This is a genomic window from Candidatus Lokiarchaeota archaeon (assembly GCA_014730275.1).
Taxonomy (GTDB): Archaea; Asgardarchaeota; Thorarchaeia; order Thorarchaeales; family Thorarchaeaceae; genus WJIL01.
On record WJIL01000009.1, the window covers coordinates 69,707 to 96,181 of the forward strand.

Annotated in this window: 27 protein-coding genes; 16 read left to right on the forward strand and 11 right to left on the reverse strand. The window is 45.7% G+C overall.

Translation table 11 applies throughout. The annotated features are described in order from the left end of the window. Window positions 1-10: 10 nt before the first annotated feature. Both GF309_01375 and GF309_01380 read left to right on the forward strand, forming a co-directional pair. Window positions 11-1,249 (forward strand): hypothetical protein, encoded by a 1,239-nt coding sequence (locus GF309_01375; GenBank protein MBD3157414.1) that lies wholly within the window; start codon window positions 11-13, stop codon window positions 1,247-1,249. A gap of 228 nt (window positions 1,250-1,477) precedes the next feature. Then, window positions 1,478-3,022: a hypothetical protein gene (locus GF309_01380; GenBank protein MBD3157415.1), complete on the forward strand. Its 1,545-nt coding sequence runs from the start codon at window positions 1,478-1,480 to the stop codon at window positions 3,020-3,022. Window positions 3,023-3,172: 150 nt separating this feature from the next. Here the strand turns inward: GF309_01380 and GF309_01385 are convergent, their stop codons facing one another. Continuing rightward, window positions 3,173-4,108 (reverse strand): hypothetical protein, encoded by a 936-nt coding sequence (locus GF309_01385; protein ID MBD3157416.1) that lies wholly within the window; start codon window positions 4,106-4,108, stop codon window positions 3,173-3,175. 126 nt (window positions 4,109-4,234) lie between these two features. On the opposite strand from GF309_01385, the gene GF309_01390 reads away from it, so the two are divergent. Next, window positions 4,235-4,945, forward strand: a complete 711-nt coding sequence (locus tag GF309_01390; GenBank protein MBD3157417.1) for a hypothetical protein — start codon at window positions 4,235-4,237, stop codon at window positions 4,943-4,945. Between the two features lie 68 nt (window positions 4,946-5,013). Here GF309_01390 and GF309_01395 read toward each other — a convergent pair whose 3' ends face one another. Next, entirely contained in the window at window positions 5,014-6,132 is a 1,119-nt protein-coding gene (locus tag GF309_01395) for a DUF917 family protein (protein ID MBD3157418.1), read from the reverse strand. A gap of 167 nt (window positions 6,133-6,299) precedes the next feature. Next, window positions 6,300-7,235: a phosphoesterase gene (locus GF309_01400; GenBank protein MBD3157419.1), complete on the reverse strand. Its 936-nt coding sequence runs from the start codon at window positions 7,233-7,235 to the stop codon at window positions 6,300-6,302. 139 nt (window positions 7,236-7,374) lie between these two features. Here GF309_01400 and GF309_01405 point away from each other — a divergent pair, with 139 nt between their 5' ends. Genes GF309_01405 through GF309_01415 form a run of 3 tightly spaced genes read left to right on the forward strand, consistent with a single transcriptional unit; the run spans window position 7,375 to window position 10,140 of the window. Then, window positions 7,375-8,175 carry a hypothetical protein gene (locus tag GF309_01405; protein MBD3157420.1) on the forward strand — a complete coding sequence of 267 codons (801 nt, stop codon included), beginning with the start codon at window positions 7,375-7,377 and terminating at the stop codon, window positions 8,173-8,175. Beyond that, entirely contained in the window at window positions 8,072-9,331 is a 1,260-nt protein-coding gene (locus GF309_01410; protein MBD3157421.1) for a DUF917 family protein, read from the forward strand. Before GF309_01405 ends, GF309_01410 begins: the two co-directional genes overlap by 104 nt. A gap of 47 nt (window positions 9,332-9,378) precedes the next feature. After that, entirely contained in the window at window positions 9,379-10,140 is a 762-nt protein-coding gene (locus GF309_01415) for a hydrogenase expression protein HupH (GenBank protein MBD3157422.1), read from the forward strand. Window positions 10,141-10,147: 7 nt separating this feature from the next. Here the strand turns inward: GF309_01415 and GF309_01420 are convergent, their stop codons facing one another. The 4 genes from GF309_01420 to GF309_01435 all read right to left on the reverse strand — a co-directional run bounded on the left by GF309_01420 (window position 10,148) and on the right by GF309_01435 (window position 14,925). Beyond that, entirely contained in the window at window positions 10,148-11,356 is a 1,209-nt protein-coding gene (locus GF309_01420; GenBank protein ID MBD3157423.1) for an MFS transporter, read from the reverse strand. A 34-nt stretch (window positions 11,357-11,390) separates the two neighbouring features. Then, window positions 11,391-12,398, reverse strand: coding sequence for an LLM class flavin-dependent oxidoreductase (locus GF309_01425; protein MBD3157424.1), 1,008 nt, complete (start codon window positions 12,396-12,398; stop codon window positions 11,391-11,393). A gap of 107 nt (window positions 12,399-12,505) precedes the next feature. Continuing rightward, entirely contained in the window at window positions 12,506-14,431 is a 1,926-nt protein-coding gene (locus GF309_01430; GenBank protein ID MBD3157425.1) for a hypothetical protein, read from the reverse strand. A gap of 5 nt (window positions 14,432-14,436) precedes the next feature. Next, complete coding sequence (locus GF309_01435) at window positions 14,437-14,925, reverse strand: 4Fe-4S dicluster domain-containing protein (protein ID MBD3157426.1); 489 nt, start codon at window positions 14,923-14,925, stop codon at window positions 14,437-14,439. Between the two features lie 388 nt (window positions 14,926-15,313). Between GF309_01435 and GF309_01440 the strand changes: the two genes are divergently transcribed. Genes GF309_01440 through GF309_01450 form a run of 3 tightly spaced genes read left to right on the forward strand, consistent with a single transcriptional unit; the run spans window position 15,314 to window position 16,401 of the window. Beyond that, window positions 15,314-15,724: a sulfur reduction protein DsrE gene (locus GF309_01440; GenBank protein MBD3157427.1), complete on the forward strand. Its 411-nt coding sequence runs from the start codon at window positions 15,314-15,316 to the stop codon at window positions 15,722-15,724. Window positions 15,725-15,737: 13 nt separating this feature from the next. Further along, entirely contained in the window at window positions 15,738-16,088 is a 351-nt protein-coding gene (locus GF309_01445) for a hypothetical protein (GenBank protein MBD3157428.1), read from the forward strand. Further along, a complete protein-coding gene (locus GF309_01450; protein ID MBD3157429.1) occupies window positions 16,066-16,401 on the forward strand; it encodes a hypothetical protein in 336 nt (111 codons plus the stop codon). The genes GF309_01445 and GF309_01450 overlap by 23 nt, the downstream gene beginning before the upstream one ends. Window positions 16,402-16,458: 57 nt before the next feature. Here the strand turns inward: GF309_01450 and GF309_01455 are convergent, their stop codons facing one another. Both GF309_01455 and GF309_01460 read right to left on the reverse strand, forming a co-directional pair. Further along, a complete protein-coding gene (locus GF309_01455; GenBank protein MBD3157430.1) occupies window positions 16,459-16,821 on the reverse strand; it encodes a sulfur reduction protein DsrE in 363 nt (120 codons plus the stop codon). A 10-nt stretch (window positions 16,822-16,831) separates the two neighbouring features. Next, window positions 16,832-17,233 (reverse strand): hypothetical protein, encoded by a 402-nt coding sequence (locus GF309_01460; protein MBD3157431.1) that lies wholly within the window; start codon window positions 17,231-17,233, stop codon window positions 16,832-16,834. Between the two features lie 148 nt (window positions 17,234-17,381). On the opposite strand from GF309_01460, the gene GF309_01465 reads away from it, so the two are divergent. Next, on the forward strand, window positions 17,382-17,621 hold the full coding sequence (locus tag GF309_01465; protein ID MBD3157432.1) for a response regulator SirA: 240 nt from the start codon (window positions 17,382-17,384) through the stop codon (window positions 17,619-17,621). 59 nt (window positions 17,622-17,680) lie between these two features. Here GF309_01465 and GF309_01470 read toward each other — a convergent pair whose 3' ends face one another. After that, entirely contained in the window at window positions 17,681-18,082 is a 402-nt protein-coding gene (locus GF309_01470) for a hypothetical protein (protein ID MBD3157433.1), read from the reverse strand. 106 nt (window positions 18,083-18,188) lie between these two features. Here GF309_01470 and GF309_01475 point away from each other — a divergent pair, with 106 nt between their 5' ends. The 5 genes from GF309_01475 (at window position 18,189) to GF309_01495 (ending at window position 24,822) form a co-directional block, all read left to right on the forward strand. Beyond that, a complete protein-coding gene (locus GF309_01475) occupies window positions 18,189-19,019 on the forward strand; it encodes a hypothetical protein (GenBank protein ID MBD3157434.1) in 831 nt (276 codons plus the stop codon). 229 nt (window positions 19,020-19,248) lie between these two features. Beyond that, on the forward strand, window positions 19,249-21,090 hold the full coding sequence (locus GF309_01480) for a prolyl oligopeptidase family serine peptidase (GenBank protein MBD3157435.1): 1,842 nt from the start codon (window positions 19,249-19,251) through the stop codon (window positions 21,088-21,090). Between the two features lie 197 nt (window positions 21,091-21,287). Next, window positions 21,288-22,697 carry a hypothetical protein gene (locus GF309_01485; protein ID MBD3157436.1) on the forward strand — a complete coding sequence of 470 codons (1,410 nt, stop codon included), beginning with the start codon at window positions 21,288-21,290 and terminating at the stop codon, window positions 22,695-22,697. After that, window positions 22,685-24,136: a hypothetical protein gene (locus GF309_01490; GenBank protein ID MBD3157437.1), complete on the forward strand. Its 1,452-nt coding sequence runs from the start codon at window positions 22,685-22,687 to the stop codon at window positions 24,134-24,136. The genes GF309_01485 and GF309_01490 overlap by 13 nt, the downstream gene beginning before the upstream one ends. 347 nt (window positions 24,137-24,483) lie before the next feature. Beyond that, complete coding sequence (locus GF309_01495; protein ID MBD3157438.1) at window positions 24,484-24,822, forward strand: hypothetical protein; 339 nt, start codon at window positions 24,484-24,486, stop codon at window positions 24,820-24,822. 104 nt (window positions 24,823-24,926) lie between these two features. On the opposite strand, the gene GF309_01500 is transcribed toward GF309_01495, so the two are convergent. Then, on the reverse strand, window positions 24,927-25,808 hold the full coding sequence (locus GF309_01500) for a radical SAM protein (GenBank protein ID MBD3157439.1): 882 nt from the start codon (window positions 25,806-25,808) through the stop codon (window positions 24,927-24,929). A 291-nt stretch (window positions 25,809-26,099) separates the two neighbouring features. On the opposite strand from GF309_01500, the gene GF309_01505 reads away from it, so the two are divergent. Further along, window positions 26,100-26,475: hypothetical protein (locus GF309_01505; GenBank protein ID MBD3157440.1), on the forward strand; the 376-nt coding region annotated here is incomplete at its 3' end.

The following is a 26,475-nucleotide window of genomic DNA, read 5'->3' on the forward strand; positions in this document are numbered from 1 at the left end:
GTGCTGAGAAATGCCTGTAGAGCATTTGGATTTGAAGGCTTATATCCGTCCTAAAGATTCCTTCTTGAAAGTAGAGGGAACTTTTGATGTATCTGAAGTCAATGATTCCCTTGAAATCTTGTTAAATCCGTGCCTTGAATTGATGACAATTGAAATCCGTAGCGAAGATGGCTGGGCAGGGGCCGAATTCACCGAGGAGCGTCCCCCCAAAGACATCTTCATGCCCGTTGCATCTTACAGGGTTACTATTCCAGAATCCCATAATGAAGGAGATGAGATTACTTTCCGCACCGAATACAGGGGGCGCCTATACAGGTATTTTTTCAATACAACCAGAATACGTGAGGATTTCGTTGAGCTGGCCATATACGCTCCTTGGTATCCAATGACTTCCTTCAGTGACCGTCCGTCCTACCATCTTGAACTCGATGGCCCTGATGATTGGACTTGGATTGCTAACGCTTCATTAGTATCAGAAAAACCCCTCATTTGGAGCGCGGAAACACCTAGAACTGATATAACTCTTCATGGGAGACCATCAGAAAATAGCATATCAGCTGAGGATAGTGAATTATTCTGGGGAGAGTCACGATATCTTGAACCGCTCTTGCCCCTAGAGGACGAATTCAAGCCATTCATGAAACTCATCAAAGAGTGGCTGGGTCCAACGGATAATGACAAGTTGAAAATCGTCCTTGTGCCGAGAGATTTTGGTGGTGGTTACTCCCGTAGCGGTATGGTAGTTTTGCAGGACGATATTGCGGTTGACATGACCGGTAGCAAGAAAAAAGCTATTCTCAAATACTGGGCGCATGAATACGCTCATTTCTGGTGGAAAAAGACTACAGTTGACGAATATCACAACTGGATTGATGAGGCTCTTGCCGAATATACCGCGAGACTCGCATGTGAGGATGTAATTGGAGAGGCATACTTCGAAGAATTGATTGAGAATCTTAGAAAGGCTATAAGGAATGAAGACGATTTGCCCCCGATTAAGGAAATCAAACGTCAGCATCCGAAGGCTCAAACTGTTTTCTATGTCTATGGATCTTTAATATTTCATGAGATCCGTCAAGAAATTGGCAAAGAGAAGTTCATTGATTTTCTTCATGCTTTCGCACAGAAGGAAGTAAATTCCAAAATAATCACCACCAATGACTTGATAGACACACTAGATGAGACAACCGACCGGGACTGGAAAGATTACATCGAGGACAGAATCATGATGCAACCAGCTCCGATTTAGTGTAATACCTCACTGACAGGTTTTCCTATATCGAATTTTGATTTTCAGAATTGGAATCAACCAGTCCCTAGATTGTTATTGAGAAGGACCGTAGAACAACCTGCTGGTTGTTAAAGTCGTATATAAGCAATTCTGGCGAAGCTTTTTAACTCAGTGTGCCAACAATCTTTAGTGTCGATTCACGTCGACAAGCGTGAAAGAGAACAAGGAAAAGGAGAAGAACGCAAGTTGAGCGACGAGGAAGAACTACTATTCGTTAGGGAATCCTCTGGCCTCGTAAAGGAAGTCGGTTCTGCGTTTGCGCTAATCTTACCGATTGCGCTGACATTGGGCCCGTATTTCCATTATGTAGCACCACAGATTAGCACTTGGTTCCCAGGTGCACATCTGACGCCTACGTTCGCTGTTGGAACGTTTGCAATTCTGTTTGAGGGTGTTGGAACTATGATTCTGATGCTCTCTATGCCTCGGTCTGGAGCCTCATACCACTTCGCAGGTAGAGGCCTTAGTCCGATATTTGGTGTTATGGAAGGCTGGAGAAGCGTGATTGCTAACCCCGTTTTCAGAGGATCATCGAGCTTCTTTGCTACGAAGGTCTTCGCTGGTGGTGTTGTTGTCATGGGTAATGCCGCTGACAATACTGCCCTGATGAACTTCGGGGGGCTATTGCTGTCTGATACATTTGAAGGTCAGCTGTGGCTGGTAATCGTTGCGCTTGTCTTGACTTTTGTGGGCTTCATATTCTCCTATCTTAGCGTGAAACATCTCGGATACTTCTTCGTTATCCTCGGAATCGTCAACATCGCCGCACTCATTGTGTCGGACATTGTAATGCTGATGAATCCGATGACGGAGACTATCTGGAATAGCGTGTTTGACGCCACAGAAAATCAGTATGATGCGATTATGGCTGGAATTGATACCGCGCCCTTCGAGACTCTCGATTGGGGTGCTGTAGGTGCAGCGTTGGTAACTGCCATCGGTATCATGTGGCCGTATCTGATCATGCCGGTTGCTGGAGAGGTTTCGCAGCCCAGTAAGAACATTCCTCTAAGTACTGTTGGTGGTGTTATCGGAATCGGTGCCACATTCTTGTTGTCAACCTTTGCTCTTGAGTACTGCATGGGCAATTTCTTGTACGCTGAGATTGCTTCAGGTGTTGTATTCCCAGGGTTTGGCAACTTCGCTGCAGTGATTCTTGGTAATAGTCCTCTTGCGTGGTTTGTTGTGCTTTCGCCATTGTATGCGAGTATCCTTGATTCACCCAGCAACGCACTTTGGGTTACAAGGCCATTCCATGCTATGGCAATGGATAGGCTCTGCCCCGAGGCATTTGCCAAGGTGCATCCTAAGTACCATGTCCCACACATTTCTCTCTACTTCTGGTTAATCATCCAGATTGTTATGGTAGTGATGTCACTATTCTTTGACATCTATGTTGCCATTGGTGTCGCGTTCACATACGTGTTCATCCGTTGGCAGTTCGCACTTGTAGAAGTGTCGCTACCATACTATAGACCGCACTTATGGGAGAGAAGCGGGGCTTGGGAGATTGCAGGCTTTCCAATCGTCTCTATAGCCGGTTTGATTAGTGGTGCAGTCTTCTTCTATGCCGTTGTCAGCTTTGTGCCTTCAACAGGCGTAGCATTTGAGACATTATTTACTGTCGGACTCTATACGTTCGCACAGTTAATGTACATCTACTACGGTAGGCAGTTGAAAGCAGACGGCATTGACATGGCCGCCATATTTGGACAACTTCCGCCAGAGTAATTCAGTGTAAGAAAGAGAGCCGCAAGCTCTCTTTCCTTTCTTATTTTTTCTTCTGTAAATTCCATGTAGAATGTAGTTCTGGGCGATTGACTATTTCACGCTGAGTCCATTTTGGCAGCGTGCACAGCATGCAAGAGGCTGTTTTAGATTCTACCAGTCTTCCTCTTCTTCAAAATCATAAATTGGTGGAAATCCATTGCGGCTTGCCTTTGAAGCAAATGGTTCCAGTTTGTCCCACGTTCGGTGGAATCTTGAAGGAAAGGACCAAGGCCGAATCAAGAGAAATTGATCGACTTCAGTCTTTGATTCGTATAGTTCGAGCGTGTCCTGTGCAGCTCGAAGGATTTCCTTCCTGGAGCCCTCTTCAAAGACCTGTTGTCGAAATGTGTAGATTTCATCATACCATTGGTAACAAATGAAATCTCCGTCTAGGTAAATGTCTTCCACGTATCGCCATGGCCAGAAAGCCGACATTTGCTCTAGTTGAAATCCTGCTCCGTAGAAGTCAATTGCCATACCCTCTTCAGCGAATACGTATGTTGGCCCCCGTTCACGCCATTTCCCCCCTCTGGGTTTCTTTTTTGGCCCTTTTCGTAACCAGTCGTGCCATTTTGTATCAAACGAGTGTAATACAGTAACATGATTAAGCATGTATTTCACAGCGGAAGCTGTGGCATGATGTGCTAGCCGTGGAAGCTGAGGCCTTTCCACGTAGTTTTGAACTACCTCTCTAACTTGAGTAGTATCGTCTTTCGGGATATACGCCCAAATCTGAAAATATTCGTTTTCGCTTGGCATAAGAAAAATGAACAGCATGCCGGCTTCAGCAATTGGTTCGAAGTTCTCTGGTAGAGTTTCATCACTTGGCCAGCTCTCGTCCTCTTCACAGAGCATTACATCACAGCTCTCGTAGGATATGACATCATCCCAGGAGACATCATAGTCAGTAGTATAGGTCCGAAATCGCTTTTCGCGTTCCAAGAAGAAATGGGCACCATCAGCTGTTATTCGTAGCTCGTTCTTTGATGGTTCGTATGGATGCTTACCCGTATACTCCAGTAGTTCGCTTTTTCCGTCGTCTGGCATGTTGGAAACCTGACCGTTATCTTTCCGGAGCATCTGAGTCCCTTTTTAGACCTTCGCTATTTGGTGACCTTAATCGGAAGGATTAATACGACGGCGCCGTAGCAGTGGTTTCTGAGGCTTCTGCCGATGAGTCACTCGATTAAGAAAAAGCCCGCAAAAAAGGTGAAAATCAATCTTGATGATTTTGAATTCTCCCCAAGCGGCCTTGACCTTCAATGGACCAAGGACCTAATAACGGTTCTAGATGGATATCGAATCCATCGAACCTACGATCTAACATTCATCGAGAGAGGAATTGGTGAGGGAGAGCTTCCCCGAAGCTTCGTAAAACAGTACAAAGTAATTCGTGCGGTTCTGCACAAGTTTGCCGGTATCGGTCCCCAAGTTCCTGATGTCAAAAAGCTTCTCACAAGACGACAAGTCATACAAACAACTGCACTGATAACAATAACAATCGCATTTCCGCTGCTCGTGTTAACATGGGTTTTCAACTGGAGCCACTTGGAATGGTTTGCGTTTCCATTTGCTATAGGTGCGGGTGCATTCCTGTTTGCAGCATGGACAGCTGGTGCTTGGTACAATCGGAAAATAGCATGGAAAATTCAGAGTCATATAGAAGAACACGAAGACGACCTAGCGCGAGAGCGCCGTCATCTGAAGAAATGGGTGACGAAACTCATTGGTCATGCCAAGCGACTCATGAGGAAGGAGGAAGAGGACCCTGAAGATCATCCGGTGAAGTTCTTCATGGACGATTATCCCCGGATAACTGTCGTAAAAGAGCCAAATTGGCATCGCAAGCACTACGAAGTACTGCTAGAATCTAGCTCAACTTGATATGCTCTGGAAAAATGAGAAAGGACTGGGAATGCAGCAGAATAAGCTGCATTGTTCCCCAGTTGCTCTCAAACGATATCTTCAATTCGTCTATATTCTATGTTGAACCCGAAATACTGTGGTGAAAGGACTTTCACGGCATTTGGTTCTCTCAGATTCTCAGGCGCCTTCATTCCGATGACGCTTACATCATCACCCTTCTTGAGATTAGTATTGGTTATTGGCTCTCCCGTCTTTCGATCTATGATTTCAATAATATCCGGACTGGTGACCCAAGGTTCACCATCAATCCAAGTCACATGATTTTCGTTCTTGAACCAGATTTTCAGCGTTGAACCATCTTTCAGGCCACTCTCTCCATCAATAGTTGTCTCGCCCCACATGTAACCTTCTCTGTTCTCCCAGTTTTTGTTCTCGACGGTACCTTCGAATAGAATCCACCCTCCTATTTCAGATACTATTCTGTCCGCAGCAGTATCTCCTGATTCTTGACTCTCCCGGATGATTCTTCCAACATTGTAGCTCTTTGAAAGCGTACCGGGGATTACAGCTTCGCGAAATGCAGTTCCTCTTACTGGAAATCCGACATTTCCGACTCTTCCCCATGCGGCTTCACTGAGTGCTTTTGAAATTCGCTCTCCCATCTCGTAGTTAATGATTTCATGGACGATAGTCTTGTCGCCGTACCAATCAACGAGTGCAAGAGGTGCCATCGAGAAACCTTTCGAGCATACCGTGTTCTGACATATTTCAGGAACTGCTCTACCAGTATAATCGCCATCCACACAGGGAATACCATGTTTAACTGCTGCATCGATTGGAGCAGGTGTATTGACTCCACCAAGCTCGAACGGTACTGCAGCGGCGAAGCTTAGGCCCATATGTTCCTCAAGAGCTGCAAGCCCCTCAGCAAGCTCCATCTCATAGTAGTCCCAAGGAAATCGTGTTCGTTTCTCCTCAATTTCCGGAGTGGGAGGCGCTATCGTTCCCGAATAATATGGGCATGCTAGCCAATCGTCGTCGCCTATGCTTTCAACATCCACAATCTCGATTTCAACCCCCTCGTCGACATGTGGATAGAGCATCTTGAGCCCTAGCTCCATATCACCTCCCCCGCCTGTACCAAAGAATGTACAACCACGGGTTAAATCTTCGATGTCTGTTCTGTTTCGCAGAATCAGTGGCATTTTCCAGCTTTCCTCTTCAGCATGGATAGCTTACTTGTTAATATATCTTTAACATCAAGGGGACTCAACAAAGAAGATTAAATGATACAATGGTTTACTACCGTTACAAAAAAGAAAGGCAGAGACGGTGGAGAGAATGTCTCCACCTGTCAATTCGTCGAGGCAGACTACAGTTCGACTCTTCCTGCTCGAACTTCTCCGTCTTCGACGGTAATAACGAATCCCTTGAGTATCCCTTCTCGGTATTCTGAGCCAGGATTAACGCAGAGTGTGCGTCCAATTCTTTTGAATCCTACGGACTCGTGAATATGACCATGCATACCAAGTAAAGGCTGATACTGCTCAATAGCTTTCCTAACGGACTTGCTGCCCACAGGAGCGTGAATCGTGGTTCCTCCTGCCTTCTTAATTGCGTGGTCGTCTTCCAGTTTCGGTGCGGTGTCTAGACCAGAATCAAATGGCGGATCATGGAAGTTACAGAGGAGGTTGTCATAATCGTCAACTCTGCCAAATTCTTCTTCCAGCTTTTCCCACATTTCTTCTTCATCACATTCTCGATGTGTTTCCCAAGGTGTGAAATTGACCCACTCGAGGCTAATCAATGGATACCCATGCACATCTACGACCTTCTTAAGTGGATAGATGGTTCTCTCATGCTCCTTGATGATATCGTCGATTACCCAGTCATCATCGTTTCCAGGATTCACGATGATATCGACACCCTCAGGAATCCGCTCCTCGGCCATATTGAGCCATTCTTCAAGTCTCTCTGTCATGAGTTTCTGGAAGAGCTCTGTGATTGCACCTTTTTCCTCTCGTAGGGAAGCCAGTTCGTCTGGCGTCATTATATGTGGGTAGAATCCCTGTGTTTTATTGTAATCAATAAAGCGGTCAAGGTCTTTCTTTTTCTTGAACGTTTTCTTGCCGCCGTAGGGCTTCGCGTACCAGCGATTTTCGCCTTCCTTTATGATTGGCATTATCGCCTTGCCAGTGAGATCTCCACACATCATCGCGACATCGACATTGAACGCCTTAGGGGCACGACACATCTTTTCCCATGTTGCTTGGGATCCGTGTGGGTCGCAGGCGTGAAATATTCTCATCTTCTGTCTTACCTCTTGAATCTTAATCTTTAACCCTCGTCTGGAGATTTAAAGTTTAACTTATAGCGTGCGCACCGGTAAAAACATATTAAAGTCTAACAAAGAATACCTCGTAGACTGTGATATAGGAGAATTTCAAATGTCAGGAAACTATGGCGCGATTAAGGATGATTTCTTGGAAGAGGCTCTGCGAATCGAGGAAGCTGGAGCGGAAAATGGTATCCCTCTACGTATTATCGGATGTTTAGCATTTCGCATCCAATGTCCGGACTATGTAGATTTGCATAAGGAAATGGGACGTGAAGTAACTGATATTGATTATATCAGCTATTACAAGCATCAACGTGATGCTATCGAGTTGTTTCGGGATGAACTCGGATACAAATGGGTATCAGCAGGATTTGCTCGAGCTACAACGCTACGAGACTTGTTCATAGATAAGGAACGGAAGCGGAAAGTTGATGTCTTCTATGATCATCTAGATTTCTGCCACAAAATTAACTTCAAGGATGATGATCGCTTATCTGTTGATAAACCGACCATTCCACTAGCTGAGTTATTTCTGGAAAAGACCCAGATTGTCCAGATTAACGCCAAGGACCTTAAGGATCTGATTGTGCTCTTCTTGGCTCATGATGTAAGTGAGGATTTTGATGATTCCAAGGTGAATGGCCAATTGATAGCTGAACGGCTTTCTGGTGATTGGGGCTTCTATTACACAGTGACGCAAAACATCAAGAAATTCAAGAACTATGTTCCGAAGGTCGAGGAAATCGACGAAGATCAAGCTGAGCTGGTGATCAGTCGTGCCGAGAAACTCCGACAGCTCATAGAAGATGAACCGAAGTCTATGGGGTGGAAGCTGCGGGCAAAGATTGGCACGCGAAAGCGATGGTACAAACATGTCCATGCCATGGATGGCGAGAGAAAAGCGGAATAGAGCCAGATGTGACATATCTCGAGGAGGAAAAGAAGACATGGAATTATCACAACAAAATGCCTATGATATGCTGACCGGCGTCGGAATTCTTGGTACGGGTGGAGGAGGCGACCCTGTTGGTTTTGGCAAGCCCATGGTGGACTGGGATTACAATCGAGGCAGGAGATATGAACTCACAGACCCCGAAGCAATTGACGATGATGCCTTTATCGTATGTGGCGGTTACATGGGTTCGGTCACGGCTTTCAAGTCCATTGGCGACATGCTAGAGGCTTGGGAAGATCGGTATGAGCTTCATGAAGCTATGAAGATGTCGGAGCGAATTACAGGAAAACAGGTCAATCATCTGGTGCCCTTTGAACTCGGTGGTACGAATACCCCAGTAATGCTATCCCTCGCAGCCCGCGCTGGAATCACAACTGTTGATGGTGATGGTCTTGGTCGGTCAGCGCCTGAAACTCAGATGATATCTTTCGTGGGTTATGGCATCGATTTGTGTCCAATGCCGGTTGTAAGCAAGAACGGTAGCCGCATAATAGTTGACAAAACGAGTAGTCCAGCACTAGCTGATGAAATTGGTCGATTCGCAGTTGTTGAAGATGGTGGTGCTGGGGCTAATAATCACTACTTCCAGTCTGGGGCACAGCTGAAAAAGGCCGTGATTCCTAACAGTATTAGCAAATCCATCGAATTGGGCGAGGCCATTAGAGATGCGAATGAAAACAATGCAAATCCCATTGATGCATACCTAGATGTTATGGATGGCAAATATCTTGCCCATGCCACCATAGAGCAAGTTGAAGGAGAAGACAGGGCTGGTCATTGGCATGTCATGGTAGACTTGGATTCAAATGAACTTGAAGGTGATCTCCAGATTGTTGTCAAGAATGAATACATGATGGCAGCATGTGATGGCGAACCCGTTGTTATGTTTCCTGATTTGATCTGTCTGCACAATCCTGATAACGGCCACGGAATAATGTCCTCGGATCTCGAGGAAGGAATGGACTTGATCGTCACAGCGATTCCAGCACACGAACGCCTTCGATACGCAGGCAGCACTGAAATTGGAAAGAAAGCCTTCAGTCCCGCTCGCTATGGACATCCTGAACTTGAATATGAACCAATGGAGAAACTGCTCAAGAACTTGCATTAGAGGTCTGCTCAATAGAGCTCTCATCTAACAATAGAATGTGAAAGAACATGAAAAAGATTGCACTGATTGGTGCCACCGGAATCGATTGGTGGACATCAGATAGAAAGCGTCAGTTTGTTGAAGATTTGACACCGTCCGGGTATGAAATAGGGAATTTCTACTGCAATTACGGAACTCACAGTCTAGAATCTCACGCTGATGAAGCTTACAACGCTCCATTCATTCTTGAGCAAATTGTGGCCGCGTGCCTTCAGGGATTTGATGGAATTGTACTGGATTGTGCATGTGATCCCATTCTTGATGCAGCTAGAGAGGTATGCACCATTCCAGTTGTTGGTCCGATGCAAACCTCAATGCATTTGGCCTTGACGTTGGGTCGGAAATTTGCTATTGTGACAGTTGGGGGGAAATCTTTAGCCAAATGCATGGAATCTCAGGTTAGACGAGAAGGGTTGGATTCTTTCTTCGTTGGGGTGGATGTGATTGATCTTCCTGTCTTGGAGATAGCTGAAAAACCAACACAGGCTGAGAACGAATTGATTGCCTGTGCTCATTCGTTAGTCGAGCAAGGTGCAGATGTGATAGTTCTCGGCTGTACGGGCCTTTCACATGAAGTTGATTTGCAGCGAGTAATGGACACGGTAAATATTCCTGTTCTTGATCCCCTTGTGATTGGAGTCAAAACCGTAGCGATGCTCATCGAATCTGGTCTTTCGCATAGCAAACTGGCCTATCCGAAACCTCCCAAGAAACCCATATCAGAGGCTCCTTCTCTGAAAGGATCCTTTGATGATATTTTGAAGGAATAGCAGTATACTATCCATGTTTCTTTTTGTAATCCCTAAGCAGTGGGATATTAGTGATTAGGATTACAATCGATAGAATCATGCAGAGGAGATATGGCCAAGTGATTGTGAAATCAGCAAACCAACCACCAACTATGGGGCCCAAGAAGAAGCCAATACCGGCTAGACTCTCACCTATTCCAGCAAAAGCACCCTTCTCTTTTTCTGTAGCTGAGACCACTGTGTAGAGTCCTCCAAGGTAATTGAATCCAACTCCAAAACCGCTCATGACCATGGCCATAGCAAAGAGCCAGAAATCCACGATAAATGCCAGTATGGGCATACTCACTGCAAGGAGAAATGTTCCTATTAGCATAACATTGCCCATTTCTGGATGTGGAAGGCGTGTACAAATCAAGAAGCCTATCGTTCTTGAAAGGTTCCACACAAGGAGAAGATTGCCGAAATCTTCAGTAGTAAAGCCAGGAAGCCTTTCGATATAGGTAGGAAAGAGCCCGAGCAATACTGTGGATACAAAACCAAAGAGCATCAGTGCTAGACTCGCCCCTATGAATCGACGACTTGTCCGGACGTCTCCAGGAACGTCATTGTCTGTGATTGCGGAAAGTTGATCCTTTTCATCATCACTTAGGACCTCCTCCAATACGTAGTCTCGGACCGTTCCGCCCACTAGTGCGAGAGCAAGTAACTCCACAGCTATGACAATGTAGATGCTGGTGACATTTCCGTAGTTCACAGCCATGTAGGCAATAACAAATGGGGACATGACCATTCCTGCGCTCCATGCAGACGCAAAATTTCCTAGTACAGCCCCCTGAGATTCAGGTGCGAGCTCTGAAACCATGGCGCTGATAGTTGGATAAATGAGTCCAAAGAAGAAACCCTCAAGCGCCCGAATCAAAATAAGATGTATTGGAATAATGAATGGTTGTGGGTATAGCGCAAGAATTCCAAGATATGCTATAATGGCTCCAATCAGCGATTTTCGTCTACCGATACGATCTGAGATTTTGCCGCCTATTATCGGTGAGAACATATACACTATGCCGTAGGAACCCATAGCCCAGCCGATTTCAAACTGTGTAGCGCCGAGCACTCCGGCATACCACGGCGCGAATATCTCCGTGACACCTAATGAAAATGTGGACAAGAATGTTAGAATATAGCCCACTGTTCTTGTTCGGCGCTTTTCCAATCCCGATAGTACCCCATCTGTCATTGTTTCACTTGCCTATTGCTTGGTATGTAGAACCTCACTCAAGATGAGGAATTATCTCTTCAGAGATTATTCTTGTTGTATCAATTACATCGGTTCCCGGAACCGGGAAGAGTACTGGCGTGTTTGTGCCGGCATCAATGATTGCTTGAAGTTGCTTGATGCTGGATTCAACACCGCCAACAATTCCTAATTGCTGAACCATATCGTCTGTAATCAGTTCTGCCACATCTTCCCCTTTCTCTGCTGCTTTGGCAAATTCCTTGGTTTGCTCAGCAGTTATGCCTGCATGGGTCATCAATGCACCACCAGCTGCTGAATGAGGAAGATACATTTTCATAAACTGGCGTGCAGTCTCAATAGCATAATCTAGGTCATCCTCAATTACCATCGGGAGGTATGACACCATCTCATAATCATCGAGATCTTTTCCAGCTTTCTTTGCACCTTTCTCAATTCGTTTCCAAGCATACTCGATATAATCTGGCGTATTGAAAATCGAAAGGATAATCCCATCTCCAATCTCGCCAGAAAGTTTCAGCCCCATCTTTCCTTCAAAAGCGAGGAATATCGGTGGATCTGTGCGAACTGGGTCAAAAACTAATTCGACGTTATTAGCTTCGAAAAATTCGCCTTTGTGATTGATTTTGTCACCGGTCAGTATTTTGCGAATCAAGCTAACACATTCACGGGTACGGGTTAGAGGCTTCTTGAAATCGTAGCCCATTTGCTTCATCCAAAAGGGTACGCCCGAGCCAAGACCAAAGACAGTTCGCTTGTTCGACATTTCATCTAGCGTTGCGAATTCCATCGCAATGAGCGCTGGATGTCGTGAAAACGGGTTTACAACGCCAAGCCCTATTCGTATTCTCTCTGTGGCCATTGCAGCTGCAGACATATAGGGGATTCCGCCCCTGAAGAAATAGTCTTCTGCAAACCATACAGACCCCAGGCCCAGTTTTTCAGCTTGTTGAGCCATCTCAACGGCTTCTCCAACTGGGAAAACTCCAGTCATAGCTACGCCAAACTCTTTGAAACCTTCCATGTTTCGAATTCTCCTTTCTTTTTTCCAAAAATCTCTTGTGTTTCCATCGCTTGTATCTTGGATTTATTTGCCAAAATAGGAGAGGAAGAGAGAGTATGTTTGTTTCTCTACTCTTCCGGTAGTCTACCGAATCTTTCCAGGTAGTCCGCCACATCATCAAGCTGTAACTTCTCATAGGTGCTTCTGTAAGGCCAGCTTGTCTTGAGATCCCACTCGTGGAGCGTATAGTACCTATCAAGCATTTTGGCAAGCTCTTCCGGATTATTGGTCTCGCCTTTCAGCGGACCTGAAGCTGCCCCTTCATGCATCAATCGATATGGCAAGTCGTCATGTTTTCGGGTAGCTCCTCGAGTAACATTGAATGCTTTCTCCAGAGTCACTACGCGTCTGCCAGTACGCATCAGAGTTTCTTCGTCCATCTCAATGCCAGTAGCTGCTTCATATAATCGAGCCATATTGTCCGGATTCACACCAAAAGCGGCGGTTGAAGTGAACACACAGAAGCCTAGAGCTTCAGTTATCTCATAACAGTCTTCGTGCCATCGGACGATTTCAGCACGTTTTTCTGTGCTATGAGGTGTCGCATACTTTTTGTCACCAGTGATTTTCTCGATAACCTCCACCGCTTCTGGACTGGCTCCAAACTCGGCAAATGTTTCAGTCATGAGGTGGTCGTTCCCTCGAGGATTCACAGCAAAAGCAAGAGCATAGGCCTTGGCTGATCTGGTTTCAACGTTTGACTGCTCGAGACCCTTGGAATTCATGATAGCCCATTTGTAGGACTCCTGTCCAACTTGTTCGGTGGCAATTTTGAGACCATCACCCATCAAGTTACCTAAACTGCCGTCTCTTTCGGCCATCTTGATGATTGCTTCTTTTGTTTCCTCAAGCTTACCCCAACCAAGTTCTAAGCCATCTGTGTCCTCCTTGGTCAAAACTCCTCGCTCGTAGCTTTCTATAGCCCACTGTACGACTGTGCCGGCTGTTATGGTGTCAAGGCCGAGGCGGTTGCATATTTCATTGAGTATGAGTACTGCTTCTGTGTCGACCAAACCTGGACCGTTGCCTAAGGCGCCCAGCGTTTCATATTCAGGTCCCCCACTGGCAATGCCTGCGTGTGGTCCCTCATCAATTTCTGAATATCGATGGCAACCGATTGTACAACCAAAACATGCGACTCTTCGCTTTAGATAGCCTTGTTCGGTTACTGCTTGGCCAGTAATGGGATAGACATTTTCAGTATGACCAGTCTGCCAATTCTTTCCGGGCAGGGCATGCAATTCGTTGACCCCTGCCATTGAGCCAGCAGTACCGTGTTCATGAAGCCCTTGTGCACCGCTATCCTCTATGAGGAGTTCTCTCATCTCCTTGGCCACTTCAGCGAATCTCTTAGGATCTTTCACACGTATGGGCTTAGTTCCCTTCACGCTAATAGCTTTCAGGTTCTTAACACCCATGACGGCTGCACCACCACCCCTTCCAGCAGCATGGTAACAAGAGCCCATGATTGAGGCTCCTCTAACGAGTTTCTCACCAGCCGGGCCTATGTATAGCCCTTTCGAGTCGTATCCATGCTTCTTCTTGAGATACGTATCGGTTTCAAGGACATCCTTGCCCCAAAGGTCAGTATCTTCGTGAATATCTACATGGTCGTCATTGATTTCAATATAGGAAGGTCGCTCAGCTTCACCGTGTACCACGATATGATCGTATCCTGCAAACTTGAGCTCCGCTCCCCAGTGACCGCCCATATTACTCTTCAAGTACAAGCCCGTTGTACAGCCTACTGTTGTAACCGAAGTCCTTCCAGAGGCCGGAGCAGTTGTTCCAGTTACTGCACCGGGAGCATAGATTATGACATTCCTGGGGTCATCCCAAGTGATGTCTGGGTCCTTACAGTAGTCCCAAAGAAGCCTTGCATTGATTCCTCTAGAGCCAACATACAGTTTTCGCCATTCTTCCGGCAATGGCTCTTTCCAAATCTTGTCTTCTGTTAAATCAACATGCAGTATAGATCCTTGATGTGCGTACATTGATATCACGACTCCTCTATGATGCTTTTGTATTGGGCCATTCTTGCGGCTCGAAGCTTCTTTTTCTCCTTCACTCGCTCATCCGTCTCATCAACCCACATTAGGGCCTCCGGGACGCAATGCTGTACACAGTATGGGTCCCCACCACAAAGGTCGCATATCAGGGGTACCTCGGTTTCAGGATGTAGCCTGATTGCATGGTAGGGGCATACTTTGGCACAAGCACCACAACCCGTGCACAAGTCAGCATCAACGGTAATGATTCCTGTACCTTCGTCTCTTGTGAGGGCGTCTTCTGGACAGGCATCAGTACAGGGATGGCCGCTGCATTGCTCACACAAGAGTTGTACTGACATTGCAGTTTTTTCTCGTTTCAGGATTTTAATCCTGGAGCGCAATGGGTCGAAAAGATCTTCCTTGGTCAACGAACAAGCCAAGGCACATTGTTTGCAACCCGTACATTTCTCCATGTCTACGAGTAACACATTCGACATATCTGGTTCTCACCACGGTTTTCGGATGACCGAGATTTCCGATATTAAACCGAGATTATATTTGCTAGCTGTAACATTTTAATCTATTCCTTTAATGAAAACAGAAATCGCCTATAAACTGCACTTTCCTACTCCTCAATCATTAGAGCCAAGAGTTGGTTTAAGATTACCGTTTAGCTGTGATACTGCTTTTTGATTTAGTAATAAGTAGTTGAATCTACAACACCGCAGCTGAAGCTTGCATGATTCAATTTCCTGAAGCTTAGGGAGAGATTCTCACCACATTCTAGTTCTCTACAGGGTTTTTTCCAGTTTGAGATTAGGTTCAGGGTCTAACGGCGAATTGAGATTTCTTATACACCGATGACATGCCTACCGTACTCCTTTTATCATATGTTATCCTCTTTTTTTGTACTATTGCGGGAGCGTCAAAATTTTGCCAGGAACCCTCGGAATACTCCTTACATCCGGACCATATACGTATCAACATAGTGACACATTTTTCGATTTGGCTTTAGCTGCCTTGGAGAAGGGCCATTCAGTGAAGGCTTTCCTCTATGTTGATGGCGTGCACAACGCGAAGCTCGATCAAGATCCATCTCCTGAACGTCCGATGAATGAGAAATTCCAAGAGTTAGCTGACAGAGGTGTAATCTTCCATGCATGTGGGCTCTGCACTCTGGCAAGAGGCTATGGCAGACTTGGCGAAGACTTCATTGAGGGAGTCGAAGTAACAGGCTTAACGGAATTTGCTGAGATTGTGGGAGAATGTGATAAACTTGTGTCATTTTCGATATGACAGGTGATACAACATGGAATTTACTGAGAAAAAGGTTCTATTCCTCATTAAGAAAAGACCTTATGGTACTATAATGAATTTTGAAGCTTGGCGAGCTGCAGTGGGCATGTTTGGGATGGATCATACTCCCACTATGCTTTTCTTGGGTGATGGCGTCTATTCTTTGCTTAAGGAGATGGACAGTAAACCCATCGAGCTTTTCAAAAGAACCTACCTTAGCTTTGAAGGCAAGATACTGGCAAGCAGTAGTGCATTGCAAGAGCGGGAAATAAAACCCGGTCAGCTGATTTCAGAGGTTGAAATCGTGGGAAGCGATGAGATTGGAACACTCCTAGAAGAAAATGAAATGGTTGTGTCATTCTGAGTGGTGGAGATTTATGAAATTTCTAATTGTGCTAAGCAATGATTGTGTCGGAGCACTTGAACTGATCAAGACCCTTCTCAAACGAAACCACGAAATTGGTGTGCTACTTCTCGAAGACGCGGTCTTTCTCGCAGACAAGGGTAAAGCCGATGAGTGTTCTCTGGGAGAGTTAGATATTTCCCGCTATATCTCACAGAAGCATCTAGCAGAAAGAGGTTTGGCCGATAGGCTGGCTCTTAGTGCCCAGATTGTAGACTACCCTACAATGGTTGATTTGCTTATGGAGCAATACGATCGAATCATTTCACTATAGTCTCGGGGGGAAGACTACTCGTTAAGGTGAGTATTGCCAACTAGCCTTGAGTTCTGGCTAGAAGTATAACGTTCTATCATAATTCAGAATATCATCCACCATCGTGGCTGCTCCAGCGATAGTAATCCTATCATCCCTCAAATCCTCCTCGGAAATTCCCCTGAATTCCACAGAATTGGAACAAAGTTCGAGTTCTCCACCCGATTCCAAGAACATATTGATCAACTCAGGTAAGGGAGGAAATCCGGGTGCCTGAACCTTCTCAGCCATTCCGTCCTTTGCGAGTTCAACTCCGTCCATCATGAGAAATATCTTGCATTTCACTTCTTGAGCCTGAGCTGTTGTTGCTGTTACAAATGGTCCATAGCAACGTTCAGCGACTTCGGGGCCATGTTGACCGACAATGTAGATTGAATCCATTTCTTATCACCTATACAATAATTAGCGCTAAGTCCGCGTACATCAGTACGAGTCCAAGTGAAACGAATGTGGTTAGCAGGAGATTCGTTATGTGAGAACTATGAATTGGTGCTCCTTGCATAGTCTTGAGGAGAATAGGTAATACTTGTACGAGTTCCATAATGGTGCTAACGAGGAATAGCAGAAAATGAAGAGCTATCATCAAATGCAATATGTCAAACATCGCTGGTGAAGCTGGAGCGAATATGAACCCAACAATAACCGTGGCTAGACCGACAATCATACCAAGCATAATGACCATGACTTGCTTCATTAGGTAGTATCCCATTCTTCTCGCGATCAAGAAACCTGACATCATACTACTGATTGACAGAGCAAACAATACAAGCAGGAGAAGTCTAATTATTATCACTTGTGAACACCTAACGACATTATTTTATCAAAGGGCACTCATAAGCATGTTGGAAACACACATTTCGAAGAGCAAAAATTACGGTCTGTAACCAAAGGGCAATAGAAATGCATAAAATCGCCAGCCATCATGAGTATTCTGATTAATTATGAGTAGTTACGAAATCAGCAGAGAACTTGATGCAAGCGGCCTTCGTTGCCCAATGCCAGTTCTCAAAATGAAGCAAGAGATTGGAGAAATTGAGATTGGAGAGGTTCTCAAAGTCATCGCTACTGATGTGGGTACAAAGAAGGACTTTCCAGCATGGGCAAAGCGCACCGGTAACGAGATTCTAGAAATGAAAGAAGATGGTGATACAATCATCTGGTTTGTCAAGCGTAGGGGGTGAATCCCCCCCAAATTGGATTCATAGTAAAGATCCATTTATGACTTGGAGCTTGCATTCCCTCAGCTTTGAGGCACGACCAGTACTTGGCCTAAGAGATCTCCTTCCATAACTGGAGCCCTGATTCTTGCCTGAAACATGGCGACATCAGCAGTCCTTTCTTTGCTGTGATGGTGAAACTCTTGGCACCCTACACAGGACAAATGACCCATTCCGTTAACGCCATAGAATGATTGCAGAACCATCCCTCCTGCTGGTATGTCTATGGGCTCAATGGGAATCACCTTGATTTCTCCCGCTTCAAAGTTCTCTCTCTTTGCGGCAACGACAGGATGCAGGTGAGCTTGTGACCAATCTAATGACAACTTTCTGGCTTCTAGTCCTTTCATGGATTTTCGCATTCGGTCCATTCCTATTCCAGCAAGGTTCGGATTGCAGCTTATGACGTAAATCTTCTTAGTCAATCCCAATTCACCGTTTCTCTAAATCCATACCTCCTCTTGTCTTAAGTAGTTACCCAAGGTTAGCTTTTTCATATGCTTCTGAGCGGTCAGTAACAGGTGATTCTTGATGAATACAGAAGAAATCATGGAAATAGCACTAGAAATGGCAGGATTGGATGAAATACCCGGTGATTCGGGTATTCACGTTGAAGGTGAGGAAATCACCAATGCGATTATTGGAATTGATATGGGAACGGCAGAATTGATGCTGGCGGATCGCTTAGGTTACGATTTAGTAATCGCACATCATCCACCTGGAGGAGAGTCTCGGATCCATTTTGAGGAAGTGGTGAAACTTCAAATCGATCAGATGATGGAAGCTGGGGTTCCTCCTCATGTGGCGGAGAAGGCGATTAAACCGCGATTGAAAGCTGTCAAGATGCGAACCCATGTTAGCAACTATGATCACAATATTTCGGCCGCCAAACTGTTGGAGATGCCATACATGAATATCCATCTCCCGCTAGATATGGTTTGTAGACGACGGTTTACTGAAACCATTGAAGAAGCAACGAAAGCTAAAGACAAGGCCAAAGTGGAAGATGCTCTTGAAGCGATGATGACGCTTCCGGAAATGCAGTTGGGCAAGACGGAACCAGTAGTCTATGTTGGTTCTGAGGACAATATCCTTGGAGATTGGACTGTTGCCATGGCCGGGGGAACCAATGGTGGAGCAGGAGTTGCAAAGGCATATTTCGATGCAGGCCTATCGACTGTCTTCTACATGCACATAGGGAAAAGTGATATGGAGGAGCTAAAGGAATACGATGAGTCTGGTAACCTTGTGGCAACAGGCCACATGGCTTCTGATTCTGTTGGCATAGCTCCCTTTGTCAAGCGGCTCAGGAAAGAAGGTATTGACGTAACAGCTATGAGCGGAGTATTTGTTCCGGAATAAGAACAGTGGGCGGCGACTTATACTGGGGTTGTCTCCAGAATAGCTTCTCCTTGGGTAGATACATCGATTCCATAGAAAAGCAGTATCTACCCTCGATTCTAAGAATTCCTTCCAGAATTGCAATAGAAAAGCTGCATACCCCCCCTGCATAAGCTTTAATGTGCAAGATTCTCTATTCCACAACTTTCAAGAGGAATCTTTCCAATTGAAAATGGGTAAAAGCATTTGAATGGTGCCGGAGATGGCGGAGCTAAAGACTGAACCTGGTGCATATCCCTACCGACGATTTGCAGCTTTTAGAAGAAATAGTCTACCCCGCTTTTTGGTCGATGATCGCCGGATTTTGCATTTGAGTAATCTCAGCGGTCAGCCTAATCTCTGGGTTAGACCGATTGATCCTGTGCTTTCCAGTCAGCAATTAACAGCTTTCGAAGAAGAAGCAGTGGTAGGTTACGATTTCAGTACGAATTTGTCACAGCTCATTGTAGTAACTACGAGCGTCGGAAGTGGGCAGAAGAGAATTTATTCGATGAACGGTCTTGAGTCTTGGCCGTTGCCACTCACTCCTGAAGACGATGTCAAGATCTCTTGTGGTTCAGAAATCCTAGCTCCGAATGCAGAGAAAATCGTATACAGCTCGAACCAGCGAGACAAAAACCAAATGGATCTAGTCCTTCTCTCCATTGATTCTCTGAAGAAGGAATACTTGACTGATGACGGAATCTATATCATGGGGTATTTTCGACCTGATGGCAATCTTTTCACCGCCAAGAAAATCATTGGTCCTGACCATTCACAAATCCATTTGGTAGATATCAACGCAAAGAGAAAGAACATCATATTACCTGTTGAAGAGGATTGCAGAGTGACGCCCGGCCCTTGGTCTCCAGACGGCAGCGGATTCTATGTGTTGTCAGAAGAGGGTCTGGAATCGATGAGTCTGGGGTTTTTTGATTACGAAACGGAGACTTTTGAGTGGGTTCAGCGGTTAAATTGGGATATCGAAAACATTTCTCTTTCTAATAATGGTATGTATCTGGCTTGGGTTTCAAATGAAGATGGCTACAGCAGATTGTGCGTGAAGGATTTTGAAAGAGATCGTATATACTCGCCTCCTCTCCCTGACGGAGTCATGGGGAAGCCGAGTTTCAGTCGTGATGGTGCTTCTCTTGTTTTCGAATTGAGTACTTCTAGGAATCCTAGTTCGCTCTACATTTCTGACTGGGGTCAAAATAGAGTAGCAAAATCAATCAGCATGGGATTTCTCGGGAGACTCGACGAAGAACAGCTTGTAGAGCCAAATCTAATATTTTACGAAAGCGAAGATGGTTTGAAAATCCCCGCCTTTCTGTATAGGCCTATGATGGTGAATTCGGCCCTTGGCAAAGCTCCTGTGGTTGTAAATATCCATTCTAAGCCAACCGGCCAAGCACGGCCAGATTACAATGGGTCTTTTCAGTACCTGTTGAATCGGGGAATTGGCATTTTGGCTCCAAACATTAGGGGCAGTGGGGGCTATGGTCGGACCTACGAGTCGTTGCTATTCGGTGATTGGGGCGGCGAGATGCTCGAAGACATCAAGAAGGGTGTAGAGTATCTGAGACAGCTTGAGTGGGTTGACGACGATAGAATAGGTATCATCGGCAGGCATTTCGGAGGATATGCGGCACTGATGAGCGCTGCACATCTATCAGACCATTTCGCAGGTGGAGTAAGCCTGCAGGGTCCATGTGACTTGCCCGAGTATGTTGAATCATTGCCCACAGATGAAAGGGTTCTAGCATTGAAGCTGATTGGTGATCCTGAATCCGAAAGGGATTTCCTTATCGAGCGATCACCTAGTACCCATGTAGCTTCTATCGATTGCCGTTTGATGATTGTACAGGGAAGCGATGACAGATTCGTTTCCGAAGAAAGAATGAGCCAATTTGTCGAAGATGCAAGAGACAGTGATTCGGAAATCGAGTATCTTGTCCTTTCGGATGTTGGCCATGAATTTGTGAAACGGAAGAACGAACTGAAAGCATGGACCAGTGCCTTGGATTTTCTTGTTAGGATTCTTCACATGTGAGATAATGGTGTGTATCTCTAAGGTATAGAATATCAGAATTCTTGCCTCAGAGTGACAGAGTCGAATTGTGCACGGAATAGCATTATAGACTGTGTGTTTGCTACCAGCGAGTTGTCTGCAAGATCAAAAAGAGCCTTTTTGACAGTACCACAACTTCTTTTATCTGCGAGTGAATCTAACGCATAGGGAATTCGCAAATGTGGAGTGTAAGCGCCGATTACAACAAAATCAAAGCTGCGATTACCTACCGCGGAGGCAAAGAAGGTACTTGGTTGCCTTTTGGTCCGATTGGGGATCATCCGCTCGCAGGGAACAGCTTTGTGAAAGCTGATTATGATGGTATGGTTTCTGATTTAGCAGATTACAGACACACCATCGAAGAAATCACTTCTGCCAAGATTTTCGATGTCAAAGATCTCCTAGCGCAGACATTGCGGGCTTGGCGAGAAGATAAAGACCGGCTGAAGGAAGTCGTACTGGGATGTTTCCCGGAATTCGAACGTGATAGAATTGAAAATCTCATCAAAGACCGTTACTGGGTTGACATAACCGCAGGTGAAATTTTTGGTGAGAAATGCCCCTTGATTGACAACCAGAAATTCGATTTTGGGATCCGCCCGGTTAAAGGAGTGGCAAGAGTTGCCGATCTGGGCCATATGACTTCTGAAGGCTTCATTGCTGGTAACATGTCCTCATGGACGCGCTCCCGAGAGAATCTGATAATGGATGTCATCCTTCATAACCATCCGACATTTGTTGATAATGTAGATGTCGTGGCGAATCTCGATGGTGATGCTTATCTGGCGGGTAATGACATTGTGAACATCAATGAGAATTGCCTTGCAATCGGTGTAGGATCCTATTCAAACCGCAAGGCTGCTGAGGAAATTTCGAAGGCCCTGCCCGACAAGACAATCTATGTTGTTGAGAAGTACCCTGAAGACCTCATGAAACACTCTTGGGTGGATCATTATGGTGCGCGCCTGAATTATATGTTCAACATGGTTGACAAAGATAAGGCACTGATTCAGCCATTCATTTTTGATTATCCAAAGGGAAGCCGAGAAGTGCTCATGAGCATGCTTCAAACTCTTAGCGAAGACCTTTACAAATGGGAACCAGTTCGCGAAGAATCTAATTTTCAAGAAGAGAACTGGGCTGAGATTCCTGATAGAGTCAAGCCGAAAATCAAATCGAGAGTCTACGGAGCGCTCTCGAAGGAGCGACTGAAGGGGTTCGATGGTGTAGGCAGTGTAGAAGTTCTTGAGAACGGGAAATCCAAATTCAAGAACGATAGTTTCATTGATGCCCTTATCGAAGATGGCATTCTCAGCCCCGAGAATATCATTCTCGTAGGCGGAGACCCCAATGATGTAGAATATCGAAATGAATACGAACACTGGATAACCGCTATTAGAGAAGGCGGCTGGGCGTGTTCACTTGCTGTTCTGAAGCCAGGTGTGGTGATGAGCTACCACGACATGGTGAAGACGAATGAAATCCTTCAGTATAATGGCGTAGAAGTAATCGAAAAGGACGCTCGTTACATGAAGATGATACATGAAACAGGCCTTGGTAGCTTCGTGCTACCCCTATGGAGAGAGTGACGAAAATGTGGAGTGTTAAAGCTAGATACGATACTTTGAGAGTTGCAATCGTTGAGCCTGGTGGGCTTGAAAGATGGTGGGCAATCCCAGGATACGGCGAGTATCCACTGGAGTGGGGTGCAGTTGACAAGCCCTACCATACTCATTCCACCAAGCGCGAGTCTGAACTTCAACGAAGAGATCTCAAAAACAAGATGCAGAAAGCGGTAGAAGACGAGATACCCGGTGTCAGACTGCTAGGCTATAGAGACCTCCTGCAGGAGACATTGGATGCGTGGCGTGATGATCCCAACCGACTTGAGGAGATTGTCCTTACTTGTTTCCATGAGTGGGACCGTCCTCGTATCAAGAATTTACTTGGTGAGGACTACAAGAGCGTCACAGCAGACCAGCTTCTTGGGAGAGATCGACCTCCGCTACACAAAGACGGAGACGATTGGAAGGTTGGAATCCGTCCGATTCCATGGGTTCAGAATATCTCAGAGGAAGGGTGGATGACCGACAAGGGATTGGTCTACAACAATAAGAAGACATGGTGGCGCTCGCGCGAAGATGAGGTGACTCATGCCATCATCGAACATCATCCTGAGATGATTGAGAACGTTGAGGTGCTTCTTGACCCTGAACCTCCTGCATACTTGGAGGGCGGCGACATGAGAGCCCCCAGCGAAGACACCATAGCTGCAGGTGTCGGTTGGCATACCAGTCGGGAAGGAATGCGGCGGCTCTCTGAAGCTCTGCCAGAGAAGACAATCTACGCAGTGCAGAAGGTTCCCATTCTCAAAGAAGGTTTCAATGATATGGTCTATTCCTTCTGCTGGCATTTCGAGACGTTCCATTGTGAGGTTGATGAAGGAAAAGGCATGTTCATGCCATATATCATGGACTATCCTGAAGGAGGCAGAAAGAAGTACATAGACTGGGTGAAGGCTCTGAAGCGAGACATTGAGGAGTATCATCCGCTGTTACAGAAGCTTCGTGAAGAGGAAATCGATATTCCCAAGGAGCAGAAGGATCGCATCAAGGCCAATGCGCTTCAAGACCTGACAGACGAGAACATAGCTCTGCTTGAAGATATGGGCAAGGTGTACACATACGAAGGCGGTGAGCTTGTTTCTACACGGAACAGCTATCTGCAGGCCCTGATTGATGATGGTGTCATGGATCCAGATGGAATAATCTGGTACGGCGGTGACCCAAGCCAGTATGAGAACGCACTGGAGCATCTTGGCGTCATTGCCATGGAGATTGCTGCTCAGGCCGAAATTGCAGAGACCCTGCGACCTGGCGTCCTGCTTATGTCGTCACATGCCGAGAAGACGATTGAGTCACTTGAGGAACATGGATGCAGAGCTGTAACATATGACGGGTTCTACCAGAAGAAGTTCGGTGGTCCCGGTCAAGACTGTGCTTTCTTCCCACTCCACAGAGAGAACTAATCGCATAAGCCAAGCGCTCTGAGAAAGGAGTGCTTGGTCACTCTTTCTCTTTTCTTGAACCCCTCTCAGGATAATCTGCAATCTTCTCTTCGAGATTCATAGTTTCCGAAATCGCGGATGTGACTATAGGATTCCTTGTCTGCTCGTGATTCATCCCATAGTATAGAGCAGTGCGAAATCTGGGTTGAGCAAGTGAATTGGAATGTTGTTGGACTAGAACATCAATCGGTACAACCCGCGAATGAAAAAGCGCATTAGCTGAAAAATCAAAGGAATTTTCGTTGTAAATGATAATCCTTGGTAGACACCCATTTTCGATTGCCCTTTGTAGGGAATTCTTCCTCCCAATGAAGACGACTATTCTTGTAGGTATCTACCCTTCCATGCTGGTAGTGGGGACCCTGGTGCTTGTAGGAATATCAGTGGCGTTGACGTTCTCAAAGAAAAGCTGCACTCCGGATTACTTGCTATGGGCTATCGTCAGAATTCCATTTTTCATATTTGTATGGATTGTCTTGGATCGCTTATTCATAGCTGTGGCTTTCTACCCTCTTTCATGTATAATGTCCATTTTCGATACCAATCTTCTGTTGGTTCTACTCTCCTTCTTAATGACGATTGCTCTACTTCTCATAACCGAAATCATCAATGATACCGTACTAGCTTCACCAATGAGGAATAGATGAAATCAACTCGAAAATGGAATTGGTCTGTAATTCTCAGTACTACGGCAATGCGAATTCAAGTGAAATATGGTTGAGCATCTGGTGATTCCGAGATAAACGCCCGTTCACAACCCTCTCAAGAAGGTTGGTTTCAAATCAGCTTCATCGTGTCTATCTATTGCCTCATCGAGAGTTTTCAGAACGTCCTTCTTGTCTCTGTTCAGAGTACCTCTCAGGGACAAATAGTTGGAGGCGTGATTTGTACGGAAGATGCACTCGCTCAGGTCAAGATTCTCTACCAGAATTCTCAGCTCTATTAGGATTTCGAAAGGCTTCATGGGCTGGAAATCACCCTTCTCTACCATTCGGTGGATGGGTGTACCTGGGGGCGTCATGAGAGTGAGGGCACCTATGTATTCGGGGTCAATCCGATTGAGTGCCTTAGCGGTTGCCCTGGCATGTCGTTCCGATTTCTCAAGCCCACCAAGTCCTAGGATGATAGTGAGAGAAAGCGGTATACCGGCCGCTCGAATCTTCTTGCAGGCTTCAATATTCTCTTCGTTCGTTACACCCTTTCGCACCCGTGTCAGAAGTCCATCATCTCCGGTCTCCAGTCCCAAGTAGACAATACCTAATCCCAGTTCTTTGAGCCTTTTCAGATCATCAACAGTTTTGTTTTCAACGTCTCCGGCATAGGCGTATGTTCCCACACGTTCAAGGTTTGGAAGCTCTTTATCAAGCACTCTTAGGACATCTGCCATCTCATCGGTGTTCATGGCTAGTACATTGCCATCCGCTAGGAAGACCCTGTTCGTACGCTTTTTGACACGATCGGACAGTCGATTCAGGTCTTGGGATATGCCTGATTCACCACGTACTCGATATCGTTTGTTCTTGTAGGAGACACAAAAGATGCAGGCATTGTGCGAACAGCCAACAGTAGCCTGCAGAATCAGGCTCCTTGCCTCACTTGGAGGACGCCAGATGCTGCCTTCGTATTCTAGCATGGTTTATACCGACTCTTGAGGAATGTTGTCTTTCTTTCTAGGCTTCTTATTATAGGGTTGTTGCAACGGTGACCAATCGGGATGGTTCTGGCAAATCAGCCTTTTGAAAATACATTATGACACTCGATTTCTCGAAGAGAGCAAACCATCACTATGTTTTTATGAGCCTAACCATACAAATGCTTGAGGAGTGAAGCCTTTTTGAGCACGCGTTCGCCACATTCGAGAGTTTTCCTACTTGTAGCAATTGGAGTTCTGTTAGTCATTTCTATTTCTAATAACGGAGTAACGATGGATTCCCAAGACCATTTCGACCATGATTCATTTGATGCTGATGATACAGATGCAGCTCCGGTTGGAGTATCCAAGCTCAGTTCATCTGGAGACATAAATTTCACAACCAGTCAAACAATCGAGGATGATACTAAATGGGTTTCCCAAAGGGGTATCAATGTCACAGATGGAGCAGACGTCGTTTTCAGGAATACTACACTCTACTTGAATAATCTCGAGTATTCCTCTGCGTGGATCAATGTTGAGGATGGAGCCACGCTTGTACTGGATAATTGCACAATCGAACATGACCCGGACGGTGCAGCGCCTGGAATAAGATACCTAGACGGAACTGATGGAAATATCACAAACACGAGAATTCTCAATTTTACAA